Origin of the sequence: Alteromonas sp. H39 (assembly GCF_047556435.1) — a bacterium.
Lineage (GTDB): Bacteria > Pseudomonadota > Gammaproteobacteria > Enterobacterales > Alteromonadaceae > Alteromonas.
In genome coordinates this window covers 2,127,371-2,147,308 of sequence record NZ_CP180210.1, presented here as the reverse complement: position 1 = coordinate 2,147,308, position 19,938 = coordinate 2,127,371, and the positions used below count along the sequence as shown (strand labels likewise).

Sequence of the window (19,938 nt, the reverse complement as noted above, 5' to 3'; positions counted from 1 at the left end):
AATTGTCATCCTTTCTCCTCCAGTTTATGCCAATGAAACATTTCCTTACTCTGCCAGATGCCAATGCGGCAACACACCAGCGAGACGCCACAGGAGATTATGGCGGCAACATAAAAGCCAATGGCAAAATACCCCACCAGGCCACTCAATGTACCTGCAAACATCGCGATCCCTGCCCACTTTCCGGTCAGCTTCGGCTGATACAAACCATAGACAATCGGCCAGATTGTGGATGCGACGAAGGCACCGGTGAAATTCAGTAACGCGCCCAGCGTGGCAAGCTTAAATGCGGCAATACACCAGGTGCCTACTCCCAGGCCGATAACGATGTAGCGATTCACTTTCAACAGCGTATCGGAACCGGAATCCGGCATAAGAAGCTTTTTAACGATATCCTGCGTGAGAAGATCAGAAGTGGCAGCAAGAAGTGAGTCCATGCTTGAAGCCAGGGCGGAAAATACGATAACGAAAATGAACACCGCACCAATACTACCGAGTAGTTTTGCGGCTACCATGGGACCAACCATATCCGCGCTTGGCGGAATAAGATTCAGTGAACTGGCTGCCAGCGCCACAAAGCCGGTAACAATGGGGATTGGCATCCACAGCAGACCAGCCGCCAGATACGAACGCTTACCAATACCAGGAGCAAAAGCGAAGGCGCGGGACCACCACACATTGGAATGGAATATTTCGCCTATGCCGAAAAACACATTATTAAAGAAGAACATGATGGCGGCAGGAAACAGCAAATCCAGCAACGCAGGCTGCTGCTCGGTGAGCGTGGTATGCATGGTTTCAAAACCCACTGTATCAATGCACACCCAGGCCACGATCACTACACCGGTGATGATCACAATGCTTTGTACAAAATCGGTGGCGATGACGGCTTTAAGTCCGCCCAGTAACGTATAGCCAACACAAATCACCAAAATGGCGGTCATGCCTGTGAGGTAGCTTAAATCACTTAGCGATGACAACAGCAGCCCGCCAGCCATGCCAAGGCTGACCAGCCATCCGAAGGCGTAGCACAATGAGATAATAATGAACAATGCCCAGGCAAACCGGCCATAACGGCGATAGATAAAATCACCACTGGTAAAGCCATCGGGCAGTAACGTCCTGATACGCTGTGCAAGTGGCGCAAACAAAATTAGTCCCAATGCAGCCATGCTGTAACCCAGCATCCCCCACACCCCAAACTGGTACGTTAACTGCGGAGCCACTAAAGTGGTGTTACTGGTGATCCACGTCGCCATCGCAGTGGCCGTCGCCATCGCAAACCCGACATTTCTGCCAGCCAGAGCGTAATCTTCGATGGTGCGGTTATTTCTGCCCAGATACCAGCCCCACGCTACCCAGGCCAGTCCAAACGCCACTAAAATCCACAACGCAGTGTCTCTGGCAAGCATAAAGTCAGTCACCACGTTCTCCTTTTATCAGGGTGAAAACTAGATAAAGGAACATCAACAGCCCGGCAATAAACAGGCTGAAAGCCCCGGACAGCGAATAATGGGTTACATCAAGAGTGAACAGTGTGTGGGTTGTCGATGATGCGGTGAGGATAAACTGGTACTGGCCATCCTCCATGCCGGTAATTACCCAGTTTTGACCGTCGACTACCGGATATTGTGCGACAGACTCCCCTCGTGCTGACTGTATTAGCAGAGTATCGTATTGGGCATACCCGGGTTCCCATGACACCTCCACGGTGCCGTCCCGGCTTTGCCGTTCATTTTCCGCCGCGGTCGCAGCGAAGGCTGTCGCTGCCAGTGACATCAGGCAAGTTGTCAGTAGCAACGCTGCTAGTCGTGACATAGTTTGCCACTTGTTTAGCGAGAACATGGGTGTCCTTTTCTCCAGTGCAATTCTAGCCTACTAATAATTTGCACTATAATCAAAGTCATTCTAGGGTGATGAACTAATCGACATCAGTAGTTGTAAAAACTGGTGTAATCATTCGCGTACGCAAAGGTGCTTTTTCTATGTCTACTCTCTCGATAAATCTCGAAAGGCTCAAGGCTGACCTGCTCTCACTATTTGAAATTGGTTACGACAAAGAAACGAAAGGCGTTACGCGTCTTGGGTTTACAGAAAAAGATAACCTTGCCCGAAAATGGCTATGTGAACGTTTTGAACACGAAGGGTTTTGGGCGGAAATTGACCCGGCCGGCAACGTTGTTGGTCGGCGCGACAAAGCGCGGCCTCATCAGGTCGTTGCCACCGGCTCGCATATCGACACGGTAATAAGCGGCGGCATGTTTGACGGAACGCTGGGCGTGCTGGCAGGATTGGAAGTATTACGCGTGCTGCGCGACAACGATATTACCCTCTCTACCCCACTGGAAGTTTACGCATTTGCTGAAGAGGAAGGACGCTTTGGCGGTATGATGGGCGTTCAGGCACTCATCGGTGAACTGACCCCTGACTGGCTGATGACGGCAAAAGACGTGAATGGCGTCATGCTAAAAGATGAGATGGCATCTTGTGGCCTGGACCCGATGGGCGCGCTGGAAGCCAGAGTCGACCCCGGTTACTTTAAAAGCTATATCGAACTGCATATTGAACAGGGGCCAGTGCTTGATACTCTGAAAAAGCCCATAGGTGTTGTCGAGTCCATTTCAGGTGTATACAAGTGGATTGTCAGACTGATTGGTAAATCGAATCACGCGGGTACTGCACCGATGAATATGCGAAGTGATGCTTTTATGGGGCTGGCTAACTTTGCCAACGAGATCCCGCGGATCATTGCTGAAGAAGGCTCAGAGAAAAGCCGGCTTACCGTGGGCAAAGTCGATTTGAAACCAGGCCACGCGCACACGGTGCCGGGTGAAGTGGAGTTTACCCTGGTGGGACGTGATGTCGACGGCGAGGTAATGCGGTCGCTGGCTGACAGCTGCCGTAAAGTTCTCTCGGCGATAGCCCGTAAACACAATTTGATGTTTGAATTTGAACAAATGAGCTGGCTGGAGCCTCAGCCTATGTCCGATGACATTATTTCGCTGATTGCGGCGCAGACCAAAGCGCTGGGTTACCCTTATGAGCACATGCCAAGCGGTGCAGGACACGATGCCCAGCATATGGCAAAAGTCACCGACGCGGGCATGATATTTGTGCCAAGCATCAACGGAATCAGTCATGCTCCAGATGAATGGACTCACTGGCAAGACATCGAGAAAGGTGCGAATGTGCTGCTAAACAGTCTGGTAAAACTCGCCCGTTAGGGCTGAAATGCTCATTAACCCGCAGCGGTACTACACACGTACCGCCAGTACATCTGTTTTCACGCCATGCAATACCGCGTTTGCAGTGGAACCAAGAAGCAGTTTCACACCACTTTGACCGTGGGTGCCTATGACTATTAAATCGGCAGAAATTTTATCCGCCATAAAATGAATTTCTTCTGCCGGAGAGCCTATTGAAACATGAACATGCGTGGAGGGAATGTTATGACGGTGCGCGATGTCCCTTAACGATTTTGTCGCCTGCTCACGAATGTCCTGAGAGTAATCACGCTCAAGAAAAAGTCCGTAAGGTTCGAAGTTTGTTTGCGGATAAGTAACATAGAGTAAATGTAACTTTTGGATACTGCCTGAAAGGTTGACGGCACGTTTTACGACAGGCACGTAATCAGAATATACATCCACGGCTACCAGAATACATTCGTAGTCATTCATTTTTTCTCTCCAGCGATATGGCGCGGTATTGTGGTCAAGTATAGAAAAAAATTACTTGTGACCATTTGACCCTGGTCAATATTTCCATCAATAACAGTAGCAATACATGTGCGTGCTGCTATAAGTAACGGTATGGATTTACATAAGGAGACGCGGCAATGAGAAAAATGTTGTTGACTGGCGCTGTGTTAGCGCTGAGTGCGTGCGGATTTGGCCCTGATTCGCCCAGGGGATTCAGCCTGCCAGATGGAGATCCGGAAAAGGGAAAAGTGTTATTCAGTGAGTATCGCTGTACCGATTGCCACAAAGTGGACGGCATCAAGGTACCTGAAAACCACGAATATCTGATACCAAATGCTGTGCAGCTTGGTGGCAGTAGCGGTCGCGTTACTACCTATGGTGAACTGGTCACCAGTGTTATTAATCCCTCTCATAAATTAACCCGCCGCTACCCGGTAAGTATCACCAGCGAGAACGGTGAAAGCCGGATGCGTAATATGAATGACGTACTGACCGTCGCCGATTTGATAGATATTGTCTCGTTTCTACAGCCAAAGTATAAAGTGACCCCCTATCGCACCTCTGAATACCGTCTGTATGAATTGAGAGTTCCTGAAAAAAAGAATGAATGAGGCGTATACAGTCATCTGGCCATACAATCCCGTAATGATGGCGTGTATGGCCGGACAGTTTTACGATACGGCCTTTGTTTCCTCTTCTATGTCAGCCAGTAAACTGGCAGGCATAAAGCTTTCTGCGCTCGCTTCTTTAACATGTAGCTTGTAGGCATCTGGCACATTATCCTGTAGCAGGCTACCACGTTTAATCAGCGGAAATACTTCGTCATAACGCTGAACGCAGCTCTGATCGACACGCCTGAATATGTGTGTACGATTTAAATCTGCAGGTGAACGATGGCCGGTCGACGATAAAATATCCATTAACGCTAAAATCGTTTTCTGATGAAACCGCTGCACCCTGACGTACTTATCTTCAACATTTAGTCCCCTTGCAAGTTTTGGATCCTGCGTCGCGACGCCGGTGGGACAACGGTTGGTGTTACACGACAACGACTGAACACACCCAAGTGCCAGCATCATGCCTCTGGCGCTGTTACACAAATCCGCTCCCAGACTGAGGTTTTTAACCAGTTGAAATGCGGTAATGATCTTACCGGACGCAATTAATTTGATGTGCTGACGCAAATCGAATCCAATAAGACAGTCATCTACAAAGGCCAGCGCCTCTCTTAACGGAAAACCTATAGAATTGGTGTATTCGAGTGGCGCGGCTCCGGTTCCACCCTCACCGCCGTCAACGGTAATAAAGTCAGGCATAATGCCGGTCTTATGCATGGCTTTACAAATAGCGATGAACTCACTCTTACGGCCCAATGCCAGTTTAATACCAATAGGCTTGCCACCACTTAGCTCTCTCAGTTCACTGATAAAATCCATCATTTCCAGCGGCGTTGAGAAGGCGCTGTGCCGCGGTGGAGAATCAACCTGAGTATGGGGCTGGACGCCCCGAATTTTAGCAATCTCCGGAGTGTTTTTATAAGCGGGCAAAATTCCTCCATGACCAGGCTTCGCGCCCTGTGAAAGCTTTATTTCAATCATCTTCACTGCATCAAGGCGGGCTTTCTCCTTAAACTTCGCTCTATCGAATCCACCGTCGTTGCTGCGACAGCCAAAATATCCAGTACCGATTTGCCAGACGATATCGCCGCCATGCTCAAGGTGATAAGGTGTTAAGCCGCCCTCCCCGGTATTGTGATAAAACCCGCCCTCTTTCGCTCCCTTATTTAACGCAAGAATGGCGTTTTTCGATAAGCTGCCGAAACTCATTGCAGAAATATTCAATAAGCTGGCATCGTAGGGCTTTTTGCAGGCAGGACCGCCGATTGTCACACGAGGATCTTCATCCATCTCCTCAACCTGCATGGCTGAGAGAGAATGACCAATCCACTCGTAGCCGTCTGAATATGTGTCCAACTGGGTTCCGAAAGGCACGGTTTCGCGGCTATTTTTGGCACGCTGGTAAACAATAGAGCGGAACATTCTTGAAATGGGCGCGCCACCCGTGTCAGGTTCAATTAAATATTGCTGGATATAAGGACGCAGACCTTCAATAGTCCACCGCATTCTGCCGATGAGAGGGAAGTTTCGTAAAATAGCGTGCTGGCGTTGCAATGAGTCAAAAACAGCAAAGCCAAGTAACGTGGCAGTCAGGAGGATAAACCACCATGCCGGCGCCCAGATAAAACCAAGTGCGATATTAACGGCTAACGCTATGGTTAACACGAAAAGGATTTGAAAACGCATAAGCACTCCGTCGCGCCAGATGAATTGCTAGACCAATATGGTTTACCTGTCGTTGCAGATCAACTGGTTAATGTTAACGACCCAATTATTCCAATGGAATAATTGGAATAATGCAGTGTGCCGACACCGCGTATTTTCCCCAATAATGACGCTATGGACTTGCCTGGAAACACCAAAATAGGTTATTGATCATACAATCCGCGTCAGCGTTGTCGTTATTTGCGAAAATATCAACCTGAGCATATCAAGTGTTAAGCTTCTGATATAAAGCGACTTTACCCTTTGCCGAGGTTACGCATAACTGCGCAGCGCTCAAATTCCAATCTTTTAATCGATAAAAACGTTTAATTAAGGCACTTCATGGACATCATTCTCGGATTTCTTCTGTTGCTCGTCGCTACATATTATTACACCTACCCGAAAACCGGTGTCTGGTTGTATCGTGGTCTTCAGCAATGGCGAATGATGAAAAGTGGTTTTCGCGAACGAAGTTACCGGGTAAATGGGATCCCAATCGTTGTGCTGGAGAACGAGAGTCAGCCAATTCATGACACCCGGCAACTCCTCATTCTGGTACATGATTTTCCGGCAGATAAAACCATGTGGTTACCGCTGGCAAGTAAATTTAGTGACAAGTTTCATGTTGTCGTTCCGGATTTGCCAGGGTTCGGAGAAACTGGCTACGACCCACTTTGGGATTTCTCACTGACAGCGCAGGTTCAGAGACTCGGCGCGCTTATCTGGCAAATGGGCTATTCTCAAGCGCACATTATTGGTCAGGGTATGGGGGCAGATATTGGGTATATTCTCGCCAGAGAACAACAGCGTGCGGTGGCTTCTCTTACCTTAATTGCCCCTATGAGTCAGTCTGGCAGTAAGAAAAGTCTTTTTGACAAACAGATTTCGCAAACGCGAAACCCTTTCTTTACCCAGTCTAAAGAGGATTTTTACGCGCTTTATGCGATGGCTACCTTTCGCCCGCCCCGCTATCCAGGCGTAATAAAAGATGCGATGGCACAACACTTTACATTACAGAGAACCAGGATACAGGCGCTCTTCTCTATTTACTGGCAAGATAAAAGTCGGCTTATTCCACATGTCGGCAATCTGGATATACCCGTTCAGCTATGCTGGGGAAGACAGGATTCGCTGGTGGATATCTCTGCGGCAGAAGCCTGGTGTCGGGCACTTTCTGTCTATTGCTCGGTAATGAGTGATACCGGTCACTACGTGAGTATTGAATCTCCGGCCAGGCTATTTCACATTCTTAATCATTTTTACGAAAAAGCGGGGGCATACCATCCGGTAAAAATGCCTGCACGTGTGGAAGACTTTTACAAACAATTACCATGAATGTATGTACACAAGCGATCCACAGAGACTGAAAGCCGTAAACAGAGCCAAACTAAAAATGCACGTATATTCATGCTGTAACGCAAGGATTCTGTCATTGTAATCGCATATGGTATTTCGTTGAGTGCAACAAATCATTGCTATTAAACGCGATAACGCATTTACATATGCCTTCGTCTGACGCATCCTTAACGTATTCATTTAGAAGTAGTTTCACTGATTATGCGCTAATTTTCGTTCACGAAATATCGCCTCATCGGAAACACGCGGACCTGGTAAATGACGATTTTTCATTTTGGTTCGCTGGCAATACGTATTAATAAACAGGACTTTACGCGATTATGGAATTCGCATTTCTGCTTTTCGCTTTTATCTGTGGCCTGGCCGTAAAACTTGTCGGGATCCCTCCTCTGGTCGGCTATCTGGTAGCCGGTTTTGTGCTGAATGTAATTGGGTTTGAATCAAACCCGGCACTACAAAGTATCGCCGACCTTGGCATTACCATTATGCTGTTTACCATCGGCCTGAAGCTGAACCTGAAAGATCTCAGCCGCCGGGAAGTGTGGGCTGGCAGTGTGTCGCATACGCTTATCTGGATTGCCGTTGTTTCAGGCGCTTTATATGGGGTTGCTGCCATAGTTGCATCCACCACCACGATGATTGACTGGCAAAGTGCCGCATTAATTGCATTCGCATTGAGTTTTTCAAGCACGGTTTGTGTTGTAAAGGTGCTGGAAGAAAGTGGCGAGAGTAAAACCCGACATGGCAGGCTGGCGATTGGGATCCTGGTTATGCAGGACGTGTTTGCGGTCATCTTTTTGGTTGCCGCTACAGGAAAACTGCCAACGGTTTGGGCATTTGGCTTACTTACGATTCCGCCGCTGGTTCCGGTTTTCTACAAGGTGTTGAACAAGTCCGGCCACGGCGAATTGCTGCCACTTACCGGCTTCATTCTCGCACTGGGTGGCTACCACGTGTTTGAACTGGTAAATATTAAAGGCGACCTTGGTGCTCTCATTTTCGGAATACTCATGGCGCGGCACGCGAAAGCGACGGAACTGGCAAAATCCTTAATGAGTTTTAAGGATCTGTTCCTGATAGGATTTTTTCTTAGCATCGGGCTTACTGCGCTACCCGATACACAAATGATTATCCTCGCGTTGCTGTTTTGTTTGTTATTGCCACTCAAAGCGCTGTTGTTCTTTGGCATTCTGACGCAACTGCGACTGCGGGCACGGACCTCCTATCTGACTAGTCTGGTAATGAGCAATTTCAGTGAATTTGGACTGATTGTCGGCGCCTTGTCAGTAACATTGGGGCTGTTGGCTGAAGACTGGCTGGTAGTCATAGCGCTGGCGGTATCAATTTCTTTTGTAATTACCAGTATTCTGTATCGCACTTCGCACTCTCAGTATCACCGTATCAAAGCGGAAATTAAAAAGTTTGAGAGACCAAACCGACTAAAAGCAGACATTTACCCTCATATTGATGACGCGGAATTTCTGGTAGTGGGGATGGGCCGGGTTGGTCTTGGCGCATTTCAGTCACTTTCCCGACTTGTCGACTCAAAAGTATGGGGCATGGACGCAGACCGCGTGAAAATAAACCGTCTTAAAAGCGAGGGTATGAATGTCATTGTGGGGGATGGTGAAGATGTTGACCTATGGGACAACCTGAATATTGAAAATGTACGGCTGATCTTGCTTGCTCTGCCTTCTATTGAAGATGCGATAAATATCAGTAATCAGCTTAAGAATGCCGGATATACAGGGAAAATTGCTGCCATAGCCCGATATGAAGATGAAGTGGACTATCTCCTTTCCCGTGGCGTAGATAAGGTGTTTAACTTTTTCACCGAAGCCGGCTTGGGGTTCGCGGAAGAGAGTCTTGCCTTTGTGGAAGGTGAGCCTTCGGCAACTTGAATTCGTATATAACTCTATTAGCATCTACAAATACAAACAAAGGATGAAGTAAGAACTATTCACATTTGTATGTCTTTGTTTTTACTTAATATTTTGACCTTTTTAATGATCGCTACTATACTTCTCGCATCATTCAATCACAGGATAGTTTATGAAAGGCAATAAACAGGTCGTTGCCAAGCTTAACGATGTGCTTACCAGTGAACTGACCTCAATAAATCAGTACTTCCTTCACGCCAGAATGTTTAAAAACTGGGGCCTGGAAGAGCTGAATGAAAAAAACTACAAGAAGTCGATTAAAGACATGAAGCAAGCCGATGACATTATCGAGCGCATTCTGTTTTTAGAAGGCCTGCCTAACCTGCAGGCACTGGGCAAGTTATATATTGGTGAAGACACGCAGGAGATGCTGGCCTGCGATATGAAATTCCAGAACGAACAGTTACCTCTGCTGCGCGAAGCGATAGCGCTGTGTGAAGAAAAACAGGACTATGTGAGTCGCGATCTCCTGGAAGATATTCTGGAATATGAAGAAGAGCATCTGGACTGGTTAGAAACGCAGGAATACCAGATCGACAACATGGGGATTGAAAATTATCTGCAGGCGCAGGTCATGGGAGATGATGAATGAAAGGTAATAAGAATGTAATAAGCGGTCTCAATGCCCTACTCGCTTACGAGCTGGCAGCAATGGATCAGTACTTTATTCACTCCCAAATGTATCTGGATTGGGGGCTCAATAAGTTATATGAGCGCATCGATCATGAGTTCGACGACGAGCGTGGGCACGCCACTAAGCTTATTGAGCGTATGCTGTTCCTGGAAGGCACACCAGATATGACGCAACGTACCGGTTTTAAGGTGGGTAAAGACGTACCTGAAATGCTGGAAAGTGATTTGCGGGTTGAATATGAAGTTGATGCAAAGTTACGCGAGGTCATTGCGTTGTGTGAGCAGGAAAAAGACTATGTTACCCGCGATATGCTCATCGTGTTGCTTGATGATACCGAAATGGATCATGCCCACTGGCTGGAACAGCAACTAAACCTGATTAAATTGTTGGGGTTACCAAACTACTTGCAATCTCAGATGTAAATCTGTGGTATCAGGAAGTGGTAAAGTACAGTAAGGTCGGCGCAGTCCGGCCTTTTATATTTACCAGCATTTTCCATCGCATCACTGGCTCACTGCAACTGCCAAGCATAAACCACCCTTCCCATTCGCCAGGGCGAATCTGATCCGGTAACACCGGAATTTTCCCCATGTACATATTGTCGCCCTCTATCCATACACTCTGTATTTCCATTTCGGCAGGAAGGTGCAGCAGAACAGTCACTGATTCTTCGGTTACGGGCTTTTCTGCAAATGTAGCGGAAGCCCGTTGACCATCAAGCGTAAAGTGACACCGTAAATTGACAAACTCACATTGATTGCCTAGACCGTTAAGGGGAGCTTCGTTTTCATTCGGCGAATCGAGTTGTTTTTGTGCAAAATAAACCGCACCAGCAAGTATAATGATAATTATAGGCCCGAGCACTTTTTGTAATATTTTTGTTATTTTAATGTTCACCAAATTAACCATTTTGTTAGCAATCAGTAGTAATTATTGACCAAGATCAAGCGCGGCGAGTTTATGGTATCTTTTTGTATATAAAAACTTTATCATCCGCGTACCAACTGGCTTGGAGACAATAATTATTACTTTTTCCAGGCATGATGTGAAGCCCGCAACCTCGCAGGAACCGTATCCTTTCGGCAGTTGGAGACCCATTGTTCATTTGAAGTGGAAGATTCATTGAAATGAGTGAAATAAGCCAAGCACAACCTGACTACAATTATAAAGTAGTTAGGCAATTTACCATCATGACCATCATTTGGGGAATCGTTGGTATGGGCATCGGCGTGTTTATTGCTGCGCAATTATTCGCCCCTATGCTTAACTTTGATACCCCCTGGTTAACTTTTTCCCGTTTGCGTCCGTTGCACACCAATGCCGTAATTTTTGCCTTTGGCGGCTGTGCGCTTTTCGCAACATCCTACTATATTGTTCAGCGCACCTGTCAGGTACGTCTTTTCAGTGACAAACTGGCAAGCTTCACATTCTGGGGCTGGCAGCTGGTAATCGTACTTGCAGCGATAACGTTGCCTATGGGGTTAACATCAAGTAAAGAGTACGCTGAACTGGAGTGGCCAATCGATATTCTTATTGCGTTGGTTTGGATCGCTTACATTATCAATTTCTTCGGAACTCTGGTCATTCGTAAAGTATCCCACATTTACGTAGCCAACTGGTTCCTCGGTGCCTTTATGCTGACTGTTGCGGTTCTGCATATTGGTAACAGTATGGCAATTCCGGTTTCTTTCACTAAGTCTTATTCTCTGTATGCTGGCGCGGTAGACGCCATGATGCAGTGGTGGTATGGCCACAACGCGGTTGGTTTCTTCCTGACAGCAGGCTTTTTGGGCATGATGTACTACTTTGTGCCGAAGCAGGCTGGACGCCCGGTCTATTCGTATCGCCTATCCATTGTTCACTTCTGGGCATTGATTTCGCTATACATCTGGGCAGGTCCGCATCACCTTCATTACACAGCGTTGCCAGACTGGACTCAGTCACTAGGTATGGTGATGTCGATAATTCTGTTTGTGCCCTCCTGGGGCGGCATGATCAACGGTATCATGACACTCTCTGGTGCTTGGCATAAACTGCGAACGGATCCCGTTCTTCGTTTCCTGATTGTTTCACTTTCCTTCTACGGTATGTCTACCTTCGAAGGCCCGATGATGGCGATCAAAACGGTAAATGCCCTGTCTCACTACACGGACTGGACCATTGGTCACGTGCATTCCGGTGCGCTGGGTTGGGTTGCTATGGTATCTATCGGCTCTATATACCACCTGATCCCTATCCTATTTGGTCAACGTGCGATGTATAGCACCAGCCTGGTTAACGTACATTTCTGGTTAGCCACTATCGGTGTCGTACTTTATATCGTAGCAATGTGGATGTCTGGTGTTCTGCAAGGCCTGATGTGGCGCGCAGTAAACGCAGACGGCACACTGACTTACAGCTTTGTTGAATCGCTGGAAGCATCTAAGCCGTTCTATGTGGTTCGTTTCATTGGTGGTCTGTTTGTTGTAGCCGGCATGCTGGTTATGGCTTATAACACCTACAAAACCGTGCGCGCGCCGAAAGGCAGCATCGCGGCTGATCCAGCAACACAGCCAGCGTAAGGAGTCGTAGCATGAAAAATCCACATGAGTTAATTGAAAAGAACGTTGGCCTGCTGACGGTTCTTATTCTTATTGCCATTAGTTTCGGTGCGATGGTGCAAATTACGCCGCTTATGTTCCAGCAACAAGTGATGGAGCCGGTCAAGGACCTGCGACCTTACACTGCACTGGAACTGGAAGGTCGTGACATCTATATTCGTGAAGGGTGTGTTGGCTGCCACAGTCAGATGATTCGCCCTTTCCGCGCTGAAACTGAACGATATGGACACTATTCCGTCGCCGGTGAATCTGTATGGGAGCATCCTTTCCTGTGGGGCTCTAAGCGTACAGGCCCTGATCTGGCGCGTGTTGGTGGTCGTTATAGTGATGAGTGGCATCGCGTTCACCTGCGTAATCCTCGTGATGTTGTTCCTGAGTCGAACATGCCGGGTTTCCCATGGCTTGAAGAAAATACGCTCACGGGCGAGTTGACGGCAGAGAAAATGGAAGTATTCCGTGGCTTTGGCGTTCCCTACACCGACGAAGACATCGCCGGCGCAAAAGCGGCAGTACAGGGTAAAACAGAAATGCAGGCCCTGATTGCTTACCTTCAATCTCTCGGCACACATCTGCAATAGTTATGGACCAGGGAATTATAGGCAGCATATTTACTGTCATCGTCTTCGTCTGCTTTATCGGCATAGTCTGGTGGGCATTCAGTAGCCGCAATAAAAAACGTTTTGACGAAGCGGCTAATCTGCCTTTTGCAGATGAAGAAAAAGAAGAATCACGAAAAGATTAAGCAGGAGTCTTGAACTCATGAGTATGTTTTGGACAATTTGGATTTCAGTGATTACCCTTGGGTCAATCATTGGGTGCTACTTCCTGTTGCGCTGGTGTCTTAGCAATGAGACAGGTGTCGCGGAAGGTGAATCGATGGGCCACGAGTTTGACGGCATTGAGGAGATCAACAACCCTCTGCCTAAGTGGTGGACCATTATGTTTTACATCACCATTGTATGGGGCCTGATTTATCTGGCACTGTACCCTGGTTTAGGTTCCTGGCAGGGCCTTTGGGGTTGGAAGAGTTCGAATCAGAATATCCAGTCGCTGGAAGAGTCTCGTCAGGCACGTGAAGACGCTGCAGAAAAAGGCTTGCTGGTTCAATACGACCGTGAACTGGATGTGGCGGCCGAAAAATTCGATCCGATTTTCGAAGCCTACGCGCAGGTTCCAATTGAAGAACTCGCTAACGATCCTGAAGCAATTAAAGTTGGACAACGTTTGTTTCTGCAAAATTGTTCACAGTGTCACGGCTCTGACGCGCGAGGTCAAAACGGCGGCTTTCCTAACCTCACCGATGACGACTGGTTATATGGTGGCTCACCTGCCAAGATCAAAGAAACATTGATCATGGGTCGTCAGGCAGCTATGCCGGCATGGCTTGATGCGATGGGCGAACAAGGTATTGAAGAAGTTGTTGCGTATGTGCTTAGCCTGAGTGGTCGCGATGTAGATCAGGATCTGAAGGAAGCTGGCAAGCCTCGCTTTGCGGCTTGTGCTGCATGTCATGGTGCGGATGGTAAAGGGAATCAGGCACTGGGTGCCCCTAACCTCACCGATAATATCTGGTTATACGGAGGCAGTCAGCGTGCGGTAACCGAGACGCTGACCTACGGCCGAAACGGTGTTATGCCTTCATTCAAGAAAACATTGGGTGAAGATAAAATTCACGTTGTTGCTACCTACGTTTACAGCTTATCTAACTAAGTAACAAAACCTCGAAAAAGCCTCGTTACTACGGGGCTTTTTTTATGAGAAAATACAATCAGCTGTTACGTGTTTTTCAAAATTTTTGTCTTGCAGAAGTAGAGTAAGCTATTCATGAATACCCCTTGGTACAAACAATTCTGGCCCTGGTTTCTGATTGCCATACCGGTAATTACTTTCATTATGGGAATGGTTCTGCTGAATCTGGCAACCAATACCACCGACAGCCTTGTTGTTGATGATTATTACAAAGAAGGCAAAGCCATTAATGCCCGCCTCGGTAAAATTGAGGAGGCAAAGCGCCGGAATATTACAACCGATTTGACCATTGAAGACGGGGCAGTAACCGTACAATTCCACTCTGGGATCCCCAAAGAGGGCCAGGCGTTAAAACTCGCGTTTTACCACACTACCCTGCAAGACCGGGATACCTCTGTGTTGCTGAGTCGTGATGCAAGAGGTGTTTATCGTGGATATGTTGAGTCTCCCCTGGATGGTAAATGGCAAATTACGCTTACACCTATTGATGAAGCCTGGAAAATTCAGCAGACGGTTACTCTGCCCTGGTCAGGTGTGATTAAGTTTAATCCCTGATATGACAAACGACACCTCTTGCTACCATTGTGGGCAAGCTAACGATCCTAAGCACCCCTACGTAACCGTCATACTCGGAGAGCCGAGAAAGTTGTGCTGTCCAGGCTGCCAGGCGGTCTCGCAGGCCATCGTCGACAATGGCCTGGAAGATTATTATCAGTTTCGGACTGAACCTGCCGTTCAGGGCGACAGTGATCTAAACAGTGTACTGGATACACTATCGGTATATGACGACCCGTCATTGCAGGAAGAATTTGTATTTGAGCAGGGCAAGCACAAGCAAATTCAGTTAACTCTTGAAGGGATAACCTGTGCGGCCTGTGGTTGGCTCATCGAGAAACAATTGGCCAAGGTCGATGGTATCGAGAAAATTGCCGTCAATGTGCAGGCACGTCGTGGTGTTGTCACGTGGGATCAACAGCGTCTGTCGCTGAGTCAGGTTCTGACAGCATTGAAGAGAATTGGCTACACCGCGATGCCTTTTCAGCCAGACCAACATGAAGCATCCTACAAAAAAGAAGACAAATCCTTCCTGAAAAAGCTCGGGCTGGCAGGACTGATGACCATGCAGGTCATGATGCTGATGGCCGGACTGTATTTCGATTTGTTCGGAAATATTGAGGAGGAAACAAAGCAGTACTTCTATTGGGTCTCACTGGTGCTGACCACACCTGTCGTGCTGTATTCGGGAAGTGTATTTTATCTTGGCGCGCTTAAAGCACTCTCAGCCCGTACTGTAAATATGGACGTTCCTGTTACGCTTGCGGTATTCGGCACCTATATCGCGGGTATAAAGGCCACGTTGCTGGAAACCGGCGAAGTGTATTTCGAATCCATCTGTATGTTTATCTTCCTGCTGCTGCTAAGCCGCTTTCTTGAGCATCGCAGTCGACATCGCGCTGCAGAAATTTCCGCAAATATGACACAGTTCGTGCCGGTATCTGCAACCCGGATTAAGGCCAATGGCGAACTGGTGTCCTGTCTCGCAAAACAACTGAACGTCGATGATCAGGTGATTGTTAAGCCAGGGGAAACAGTGCCGATTGATGGCGTGATTACGGAAGGCCATTCCAACATCGATGAATCGATGCTATCCGGTGAGTTTGATCCTGTTAAAAAACGTCTTGGCGACCAGGTTTTTGGTGGCACAGTCAATCAGGCCGGTACCATTACAGTCAGAGTCACTAAAACGCTCAAACACGCACTGGTTAATCAGATTATACGTCTGCAGACAGAAGCTATGGCACTAAAGCCTCGCGTTGCACAGCTGGCAGACCAGTTTTCCCGCTATTTTGTGGTGGCTGTGTTGCTCGTATCTGCAGCTACTTTTTTGTATTGGTATAGTAACGACAATCCCGACGCCTTCTGGATAACGATTGCTGTACTCGTGGCCACCTGTCCATGTGCTCTTGGCCTGGCCACACCGTCAGCATTGACGTGTGCCATGGCGAATTTAAATCGCCACGGTATTTTGTTAAAGCGGGCAGATGCCCTGGAGCAGTTAAATGCAGTAGATATCGTCGCCTTAGATAAAACCGGCACACTTACCTACGGTGAATTCGCCATCGTCAGTCAATGGCACTCACACCAGGAAGATATCGACCACAACCTGAAAGTAGCCGCGACGCTGGAATCGCGTTCTGAACATCCTATTGCTGTGGCTTTCCAGAGAAGTGACGTAAAACCGGTTGAATCGGTTGAGGTGACCGTCGGTGCAGGTCTGTCAGGAACAATTAGCGGCACCCGCTACTACATTGGCTCTAAGCAGTTCTGCCCCCACTCGCTTGAGGGTATCGATATTGATGCGAATGTTTACCTTTTCACTGATGACGCGGTAATTGCTGCGTTTCAGGTTTCTGATACGTTAAGAAATGACGCTGCTGAAACCTTGCAGTTACTGGCACCCAGGAAGTTAATTCTGTTAAGTGGGGATACACAATCCAACGTTGATACACTGACAAAATCATTGCCACTGGATGAGGCATTGGGGGGATGCTCTCCTGAAAAGAAATACAAACATGTTCAAACGCTCCAGCAACAGGGTTACAAGGTGATGATGCTGGGTGATGGCATCAATGATGCGCCTGTGCTGGCCAGTGCAGATGTCTCAGTTGCAGTGGGCGGCGCTACCGACGTGGCCCGAACCGCGGCCGATATCATTTTGCTTGGCGATAAGTTGCTATCACTCACTACCCTTTTCGCGTTGTCTGAACGCACCCGGCGTAAGATTATTCAGAATATGGGATGGGCAATAGGGTATAATATCCTCATATTACCCTTTGCGGTGAGTGGTCTGCTTTCACCCTGGATGGCAGTGGTTGGCATGTCTTTAAGTAGTATCATTGTGGTAACAAACTCAACGCGGCTACTTAAATAGGAGCGTTCTATGAGTATAATTTATGTACTTATCCCAGTAGCTATATTAATTGTAGCCATTGCCATTGTTGTGTTTTTTTGGGCGGTAAAATCTAACCAGTTTGAAGATCTGGATAGACAGGGATACAACATTTTGTTTGATGACGATTTACCACCTGAAGAGAAAAAACTCGCCGAAGATCGTAAGAAAATTCTTGATGAACGGGATTGATGTTTTCAGCGCCTTTTTAATTGGTATCGCCGGTGGCGTTCACTGCATAGGCATGTGCGGCGGTGTTATCAGCGCCCTGCGTGTTGTCACGCCGAAAGATCGCAACCCCCTACCCTTTACATTAAGTTATAACGCTGGTCGAATATTCAGCTACACGGTGGCCGGCGCTATTACCGGCGCGTTGGGTCAGATGTCAGCGTCACTACTTCCCGTGCTTGGACCGGTGCTGGCCTTATTCAGCGGGCTGATGCTGGCTGCCCTTGCTGCTTATCTGGGTCAGTGGTGGCACGGATTACGGCATGTTGAAGCAGCAGGCCAGCACGTGTGGAAGCGCATTCAGCCAGTTTCCAAACGCTTCTTACCGTTTCATTCCGTGTTCTCGGCATTTCCTTACGGGGTTATATGGGGATGGTTACCCTGCGGTCTTGTTTACTCAACACTCACCTGGTCACTTGCATCAGGTTCAGCTCTGAATGGGGCGACTATCATGCTGGCATTTGGTTTGGGCACACTCCCCACCTTACTTGTTGCCAGCTACGGTGTACAATGGCTACTTGAAGGCTTCAGACATCCTGTTCTGCGGCAGCTCATCGCATCTGGCCTGTTAATATATGCAGTTTTCTTGATTTATAAGGCAATCAGTAGTATCAACTAGGACTGCGCTTGGTTAATGGAAAAACAACGCCACTATGAGTAAAAACAGTCAGTTTTCAATTCACTGCCAAAATTGTAGCTTCAGTCATTTATGCCTGCCGGTAGCGTTGAACAAGACAGAAATTGAATCTCTGGATGACATTATCGAGCGTAAAAAGCCGCTTCAGAAGACCGACAAACTGGTTGCCTCCGGCGATAAGTTTACGTCTTTATACGCCGTCAGAACTGGCTCTTTTAAGTCATTTGTGTCTGATGCCGATGGCGAAGAACAAATTATTGGCTTCCACTTTCCCGGAGATATTATTGGGTTTGATGCATTGCGTGAACACATGCATCAGAGCTATACCCAGGCACTGGAAACGGCGATGGTGTGCGAACTCCCTTATGACACCCTTGATGAAATGTCGATGAAGTTTCCCAAATTGCGCCATCAGATCATGAGTTTCATGAGTGCGGAAATTAAACAGGATCACGACATGATGATGCTGCTTAACAAGCGCACGGCTGAGGAACGTTTGTTATATTTTATCGCGCACCTTTCAAGGCGTTTTGAGGAGCGGGGTTTCTCGCCAAGGCAGTTTAATCTGAGCATGACGAGAAATGAAATTGGTAATTACTTAGGCCTGACAGTGGAAACTATCAGCCGGTTGCTTACTCGTTTCCAGAAAGAAGCGCTTATTAAAGTAGAGGGTAAACTAATTACGATCCTTGATTTTGAGGCTATCGACACCAGGCTTCATGCTACTGTTGTCCCTTCTCAGCCGCTTTAACTCGAACGCAGTTGATCTAAAACAACCACAAATTTCCAGACAAGGTATACACTTAAAGGGCGCTCTTATTATACAGACGCCTTTTTTAGTTTGTGCACTGAAATGGAGTAGGACATGATTAATTACAATCACATTCTTGCCGTCATCGAACCTGACAGAGACACCCAACCTGCTCTATCCCGTGCGCTTGAAATCGCCGATAGAACGGGTGCCGCCGTGACGGCAATGCTAGTTGTTTACGACTTCTCCTATGACATGACGACCATGCTAAGCCCGGACGAACGGGAAGCGATGCGTGACGCAGTTACCAAAGATCGTTCAGCCTGGTTGGCTGCAAACCTGAAAACACAGGGACAAAGCGGTGTTGACGTTGTCGTCGAATGGAATAACCGGGCTTATGAAGCGATCATCCATCACACTATCAACAATGACGTAGATTTGGTGGTAAAAGCCACCAAAAAGCATGATGACCTTGCCTCTGTCATTTTCACTCCTACCGACTGGCACCTGCTCCGTAAATGTCCATCGCCGGTGTTGCTGGTAAAAGCGCATGACTGGCCGGTGAACGGTAACATCATTGCCGCGGTGAATGTGGGGACAGAAGATCGTGAACACGCGCAGTTAAACGACAAACTCACTACCATTGCCAGTGACTATGCCAACCTGCTAAGCGGTAATGTGCATCTGGTAAACAGTTATCCAGGCACGCCCTTAAATATTGCTATTGAAGTGCCAGAATTTGATCCCGACAGTTACAATCATTCGGTTAGAAATCATCATCTGGAAGAAATGCATCACCACGCCAAACGCCATAATATTGCTTCTGCCAACTGCCATGTCGAGGAAGGCATGCCTGAAAAAGTTGTCCCTCATATAGCAAAGGAGATTGATGCAGAACTGGTCATCATTGGCACTGTAGGGCGCGTGGGTCTCTCGGCAGCGTTAATTGGTAATACCGCAGAGCATGTTATTGACGAACTCGACTGCGATGTCTTGGCCATTAAGCCCGACGGATTTCAAAGCCCAATCAGGTGATACGCATAAAATACCCTGGTGTGTGGCGTGACGAATGCC

Annotated in this window: 21 protein-coding genes; 16 read left to right on the top strand and 5 right to left on the bottom strand. The window is 47.7% G+C overall.

The window, feature by feature from the left end:
* Positions 1–5: 5 nt before the first annotated feature.
* Together ACLBLI_RS09535 and ACLBLI_RS09530 are read right to left on the bottom strand one after the other, a co-directional pair.
* A complete protein-coding gene (locus tag ACLBLI_RS09535; RefSeq protein ID WP_414830843.1) occupies positions 6–1,424 on the bottom strand; it encodes a sodium:solute symporter family transporter in 1,419 nt (472 codons plus the stop codon).
* Positions 1,417–1,818 (bottom strand): hypothetical protein, encoded by a 402-nt coding sequence (locus tag ACLBLI_RS09530; protein ID WP_414830842.1) that lies wholly within the window; start codon positions 1,816–1,818, stop codon positions 1,417–1,419. Before ACLBLI_RS09530 ends, ACLBLI_RS09535 begins: the two co-directional genes overlap by 8 nt.
* A 167-nt stretch (positions 1,819–1,985) precedes the next feature.
* Between ACLBLI_RS09530 and ACLBLI_RS09525 the strand changes: the two genes are divergently transcribed.
* On the top strand, positions 1,986–3,224 hold the full coding sequence (locus ACLBLI_RS09525) for a Zn-dependent hydrolase (protein ID WP_414830841.1): 1,239 nt from the start codon (positions 1,986–1,988) through the stop codon (positions 3,222–3,224).
* 30 nt (positions 3,225–3,254) lie between these two features.
* Here ACLBLI_RS09525 and ACLBLI_RS09520 read toward each other — a convergent pair whose 3' ends face one another.
* Positions 3,255–3,677: a universal stress protein gene (locus ACLBLI_RS09520; RefSeq protein ID WP_414830840.1), complete on the bottom strand. Its 423-nt coding sequence runs from the start codon at positions 3,675–3,677 to the stop codon at positions 3,255–3,257.
* Between the two features lie 158 nt (positions 3,678–3,835).
* On the opposite strand from ACLBLI_RS09520, the gene ACLBLI_RS09515 reads away from it, so the two are divergent.
* Positions 3,836–4,309, top strand: coding sequence for a c-type cytochrome (locus ACLBLI_RS09515; protein ID WP_414830839.1), 474 nt, complete (start codon positions 3,836–3,838; stop codon positions 4,307–4,309).
* Between the two features lie 60 nt (positions 4,310–4,369).
* Here the strand turns inward: ACLBLI_RS09515 and ACLBLI_RS09510 are convergent, their stop codons facing one another.
* A complete protein-coding gene (locus ACLBLI_RS09510) occupies positions 4,370–6,001 on the bottom strand; it encodes an FMN-binding glutamate synthase family protein (RefSeq protein WP_414830838.1) in 1,632 nt (543 codons plus the stop codon).
* Positions 6,002–6,361: 360 nt separating this feature from the next.
* On the opposite strand from ACLBLI_RS09510, the gene ACLBLI_RS09505 reads away from it, so the two are divergent.
* The 4 genes from ACLBLI_RS09505 (at position 6,362) to bfr (ACLBLI_RS09490) (ending at position 10,371) form a co-directional block, all read left to right on the top strand.
* Positions 6,362–7,354, top strand: a complete 993-nt coding sequence (locus ACLBLI_RS09505) for an alpha/beta fold hydrolase (RefSeq protein WP_414830837.1) — start codon at positions 6,362–6,364, stop codon at positions 7,352–7,354.
* A gap of 341 nt (positions 7,355–7,695) precedes the next feature.
* Positions 7,696–9,276: a cation:proton antiporter gene (locus ACLBLI_RS09500; RefSeq protein ID WP_414830836.1), complete on the top strand. Its 1,581-nt coding sequence runs from the start codon at positions 7,696–7,698 to the stop codon at positions 9,274–9,276.
* 151 nt (positions 9,277–9,427) lie between these two features.
* A complete protein-coding gene (gene bfr / locus ACLBLI_RS09495) occupies positions 9,428–9,907 on the top strand; it encodes a bacterioferritin (RefSeq protein WP_414830835.1) in 480 nt (159 codons plus the stop codon).
* Complete coding sequence (gene bfr / locus ACLBLI_RS09490) at positions 9,904–10,371, top strand: bacterioferritin (protein ID WP_414830834.1); 468 nt, start codon at positions 9,904–9,906, stop codon at positions 10,369–10,371. The genes bfr (ACLBLI_RS09495) and bfr (ACLBLI_RS09490) overlap by 4 nt, the downstream gene beginning before the upstream one ends.
* Before the next feature lie 10 nt (positions 10,372–10,381).
* Here bfr (ACLBLI_RS09490) and ACLBLI_RS09485 read toward each other — a convergent pair whose 3' ends face one another.
* A complete protein-coding gene (locus ACLBLI_RS09485) occupies positions 10,382–10,846 on the bottom strand; it encodes a hypothetical protein (protein WP_414830833.1) in 465 nt (154 codons plus the stop codon).
* A gap of 230 nt (positions 10,847–11,076) precedes the next feature.
* On the opposite strand from ACLBLI_RS09485, the gene ccoN reads away from it, so the two are divergent.
* From ccoN to uspE, 10 genes are all read left to right on the top strand, one after another.
* Entirely contained in the window at positions 11,077–12,510 is a 1,434-nt protein-coding gene (gene ccoN, locus ACLBLI_RS09480) for a cytochrome-c oxidase, cbb3-type subunit I (RefSeq protein ID WP_414830832.1), read from the top strand.
* A gap of 11 nt (positions 12,511–12,521) precedes the next feature.
* Positions 12,522–13,127, top strand: coding sequence for a cytochrome-c oxidase, cbb3-type subunit II (gene ccoO / locus ACLBLI_RS09475; RefSeq protein WP_414830831.1), 606 nt, complete (start codon positions 12,522–12,524; stop codon positions 13,125–13,127).
* A gap of 2 nt (positions 13,128–13,129) precedes the next feature.
* Positions 13,130–13,291 carry a cbb3-type cytochrome oxidase subunit 3 gene (locus ACLBLI_RS09470; RefSeq protein ID WP_414830830.1) on the top strand — a complete coding sequence of 54 codons (162 nt, stop codon included), beginning with the start codon at positions 13,130–13,132 and terminating at the stop codon, positions 13,289–13,291.
* Between the two features lie 17 nt (positions 13,292–13,308).
* Entirely contained in the window at positions 13,309–14,259 is a 951-nt protein-coding gene (gene ccoP, locus ACLBLI_RS09465) for a cytochrome-c oxidase, cbb3-type subunit III (RefSeq protein ID WP_414830829.1), read from the top strand.
* Positions 14,260–14,373: 114 nt separating this feature from the next.
* Positions 14,374–14,853: a FixH family protein gene (locus ACLBLI_RS09460; RefSeq protein WP_414830828.1), complete on the top strand. Its 480-nt coding sequence runs from the start codon at positions 14,374–14,376 to the stop codon at positions 14,851–14,853.
* A gap of 1 nt (position 14,854) precedes the next feature.
* A complete protein-coding gene (locus ACLBLI_RS09455) occupies positions 14,855–17,230 on the top strand; it encodes a heavy metal translocating P-type ATPase (RefSeq protein WP_414830827.1) in 2,376 nt (791 codons plus the stop codon).
* Positions 17,231–17,239: 9 nt separating this feature from the next.
* A complete protein-coding gene (ccoS, locus tag ACLBLI_RS09450; protein WP_414830826.1) occupies positions 17,240–17,440 on the top strand; it encodes a cbb3-type cytochrome oxidase assembly protein CcoS in 201 nt (66 codons plus the stop codon).
* Positions 17,427–18,095 (top strand): sulfite exporter TauE/SafE family protein, encoded by a 669-nt coding sequence (locus ACLBLI_RS09445; RefSeq protein WP_414830825.1) that lies wholly within the window; start codon positions 17,427–17,429, stop codon positions 18,093–18,095. Before ccoS ends, ACLBLI_RS09445 begins: the two co-directional genes overlap by 14 nt.
* 34 nt (positions 18,096–18,129) lie before the next feature.
* Entirely contained in the window at positions 18,130–18,864 is a 735-nt protein-coding gene (gene fnr / locus ACLBLI_RS09440) for a fumarate/nitrate reduction transcriptional regulator Fnr (protein ID WP_414830824.1), read from the top strand.
* A gap of 114 nt (positions 18,865–18,978) precedes the next feature.
* Entirely contained in the window at positions 18,979–19,899 is a 921-nt protein-coding gene (gene uspE, locus ACLBLI_RS09435) for a universal stress protein UspE (RefSeq protein WP_414830823.1), read from the top strand.
* Positions 19,900–19,938 lie beyond the last annotated feature (39 nt).

What these genes read in the sequence shown, in the direction of transcription:
- ACLBLI_RS09530 (WP_414830842.1), bottom strand. Translation starts at nt 1,818, where the DNA reads ATGTCACGACTAGCAGCGTTGCTACTGACAACTTGCCTGATGTCACTG.
- ACLBLI_RS09525 (WP_414830841.1), top strand. Translation starts at nt 1,986, where the DNA reads ATGTCTACTCTCTCGATAAATCTCGAAAGGCTCAAGGCTGACCTGCTC.
- ACLBLI_RS09520 (WP_414830840.1), bottom strand. Translation starts at nt 3,677, where the DNA reads ATGAATGACTACGAATGTATTCTGGTAGCCGTGGATGTATATTCTGAT.
- ACLBLI_RS09515 (WP_414830839.1), top strand. Translation starts at nt 3,836, where the DNA reads ATGAGAAAAATGTTGTTGACTGGCGCTGTGTTAGCGCTGAGTGCGTGC.
- ACLBLI_RS09510 (WP_414830838.1), bottom strand. Translation starts at nt 6,001, where the DNA reads ATGCGTTTTCAAATCCTTTTCGTGTTAACCATAGCGTTAGCCGTTAAT.
- ACLBLI_RS09505 (WP_414830837.1), top strand. Translation starts at nt 6,362, where the DNA reads ATGGACATCATTCTCGGATTTCTTCTGTTGCTCGTCGCTACATATTAT.
- ACLBLI_RS09500 (WP_414830836.1), top strand. Translation starts at nt 7,696, where the DNA reads ATGGAATTCGCATTTCTGCTTTTCGCTTTTATCTGTGGCCTGGCCGTA.
- bfr (WP_414830835.1), top strand. Translation starts at nt 9,428, where the DNA reads ATGAAAGGCAATAAACAGGTCGTTGCCAAGCTTAACGATGTGCTTACC.
- bfr (WP_414830834.1), top strand. Translation starts at nt 9,904, where the DNA reads ATGAAAGGTAATAAGAATGTAATAAGCGGTCTCAATGCCCTACTCGCT.
- ccoN (WP_414830832.1), top strand. Translation starts at nt 11,077, where the DNA reads ATGAGTGAAATAAGCCAAGCACAACCTGACTACAATTATAAAGTAGTT.
- ccoO (WP_414830831.1), top strand. Translation starts at nt 12,522, where the DNA reads ATGAAAAATCCACATGAGTTAATTGAAAAGAACGTTGGCCTGCTGACG.
- ACLBLI_RS09470 (WP_414830830.1), top strand. Translation starts at nt 13,130, where the DNA reads ATGGACCAGGGAATTATAGGCAGCATATTTACTGTCATCGTCTTCGTC.
- ccoP (WP_414830829.1), top strand. Translation starts at nt 13,309, where the DNA reads ATGAGTATGTTTTGGACAATTTGGATTTCAGTGATTACCCTTGGGTCA.
- ACLBLI_RS09460 (WP_414830828.1), top strand. Translation starts at nt 14,374, where the DNA reads ATGAATACCCCTTGGTACAAACAATTCTGGCCCTGGTTTCTGATTGCC.
- ACLBLI_RS09455 (WP_414830827.1), top strand. Translation starts at nt 14,855, where the DNA reads ATGACAAACGACACCTCTTGCTACCATTGTGGGCAAGCTAACGATCCT.
- ccoS (WP_414830826.1), top strand. Translation starts at nt 17,240, where the DNA reads ATGAGTATAATTTATGTACTTATCCCAGTAGCTATATTAATTGTAGCC.
- ACLBLI_RS09445 (WP_414830825.1), top strand. Translation starts at nt 17,427, where the DNA reads ATGAACGGGATTGATGTTTTCAGCGCCTTTTTAATTGGTATCGCCGGT.
- fnr (WP_414830824.1), top strand. Translation starts at nt 18,130, where the DNA reads ATGAGTAAAAACAGTCAGTTTTCAATTCACTGCCAAAATTGTAGCTTC.
- uspE (WP_414830823.1), top strand. Translation starts at nt 18,979, where the DNA reads ATGATTAATTACAATCACATTCTTGCCGTCATCGAACCTGACAGAGAC.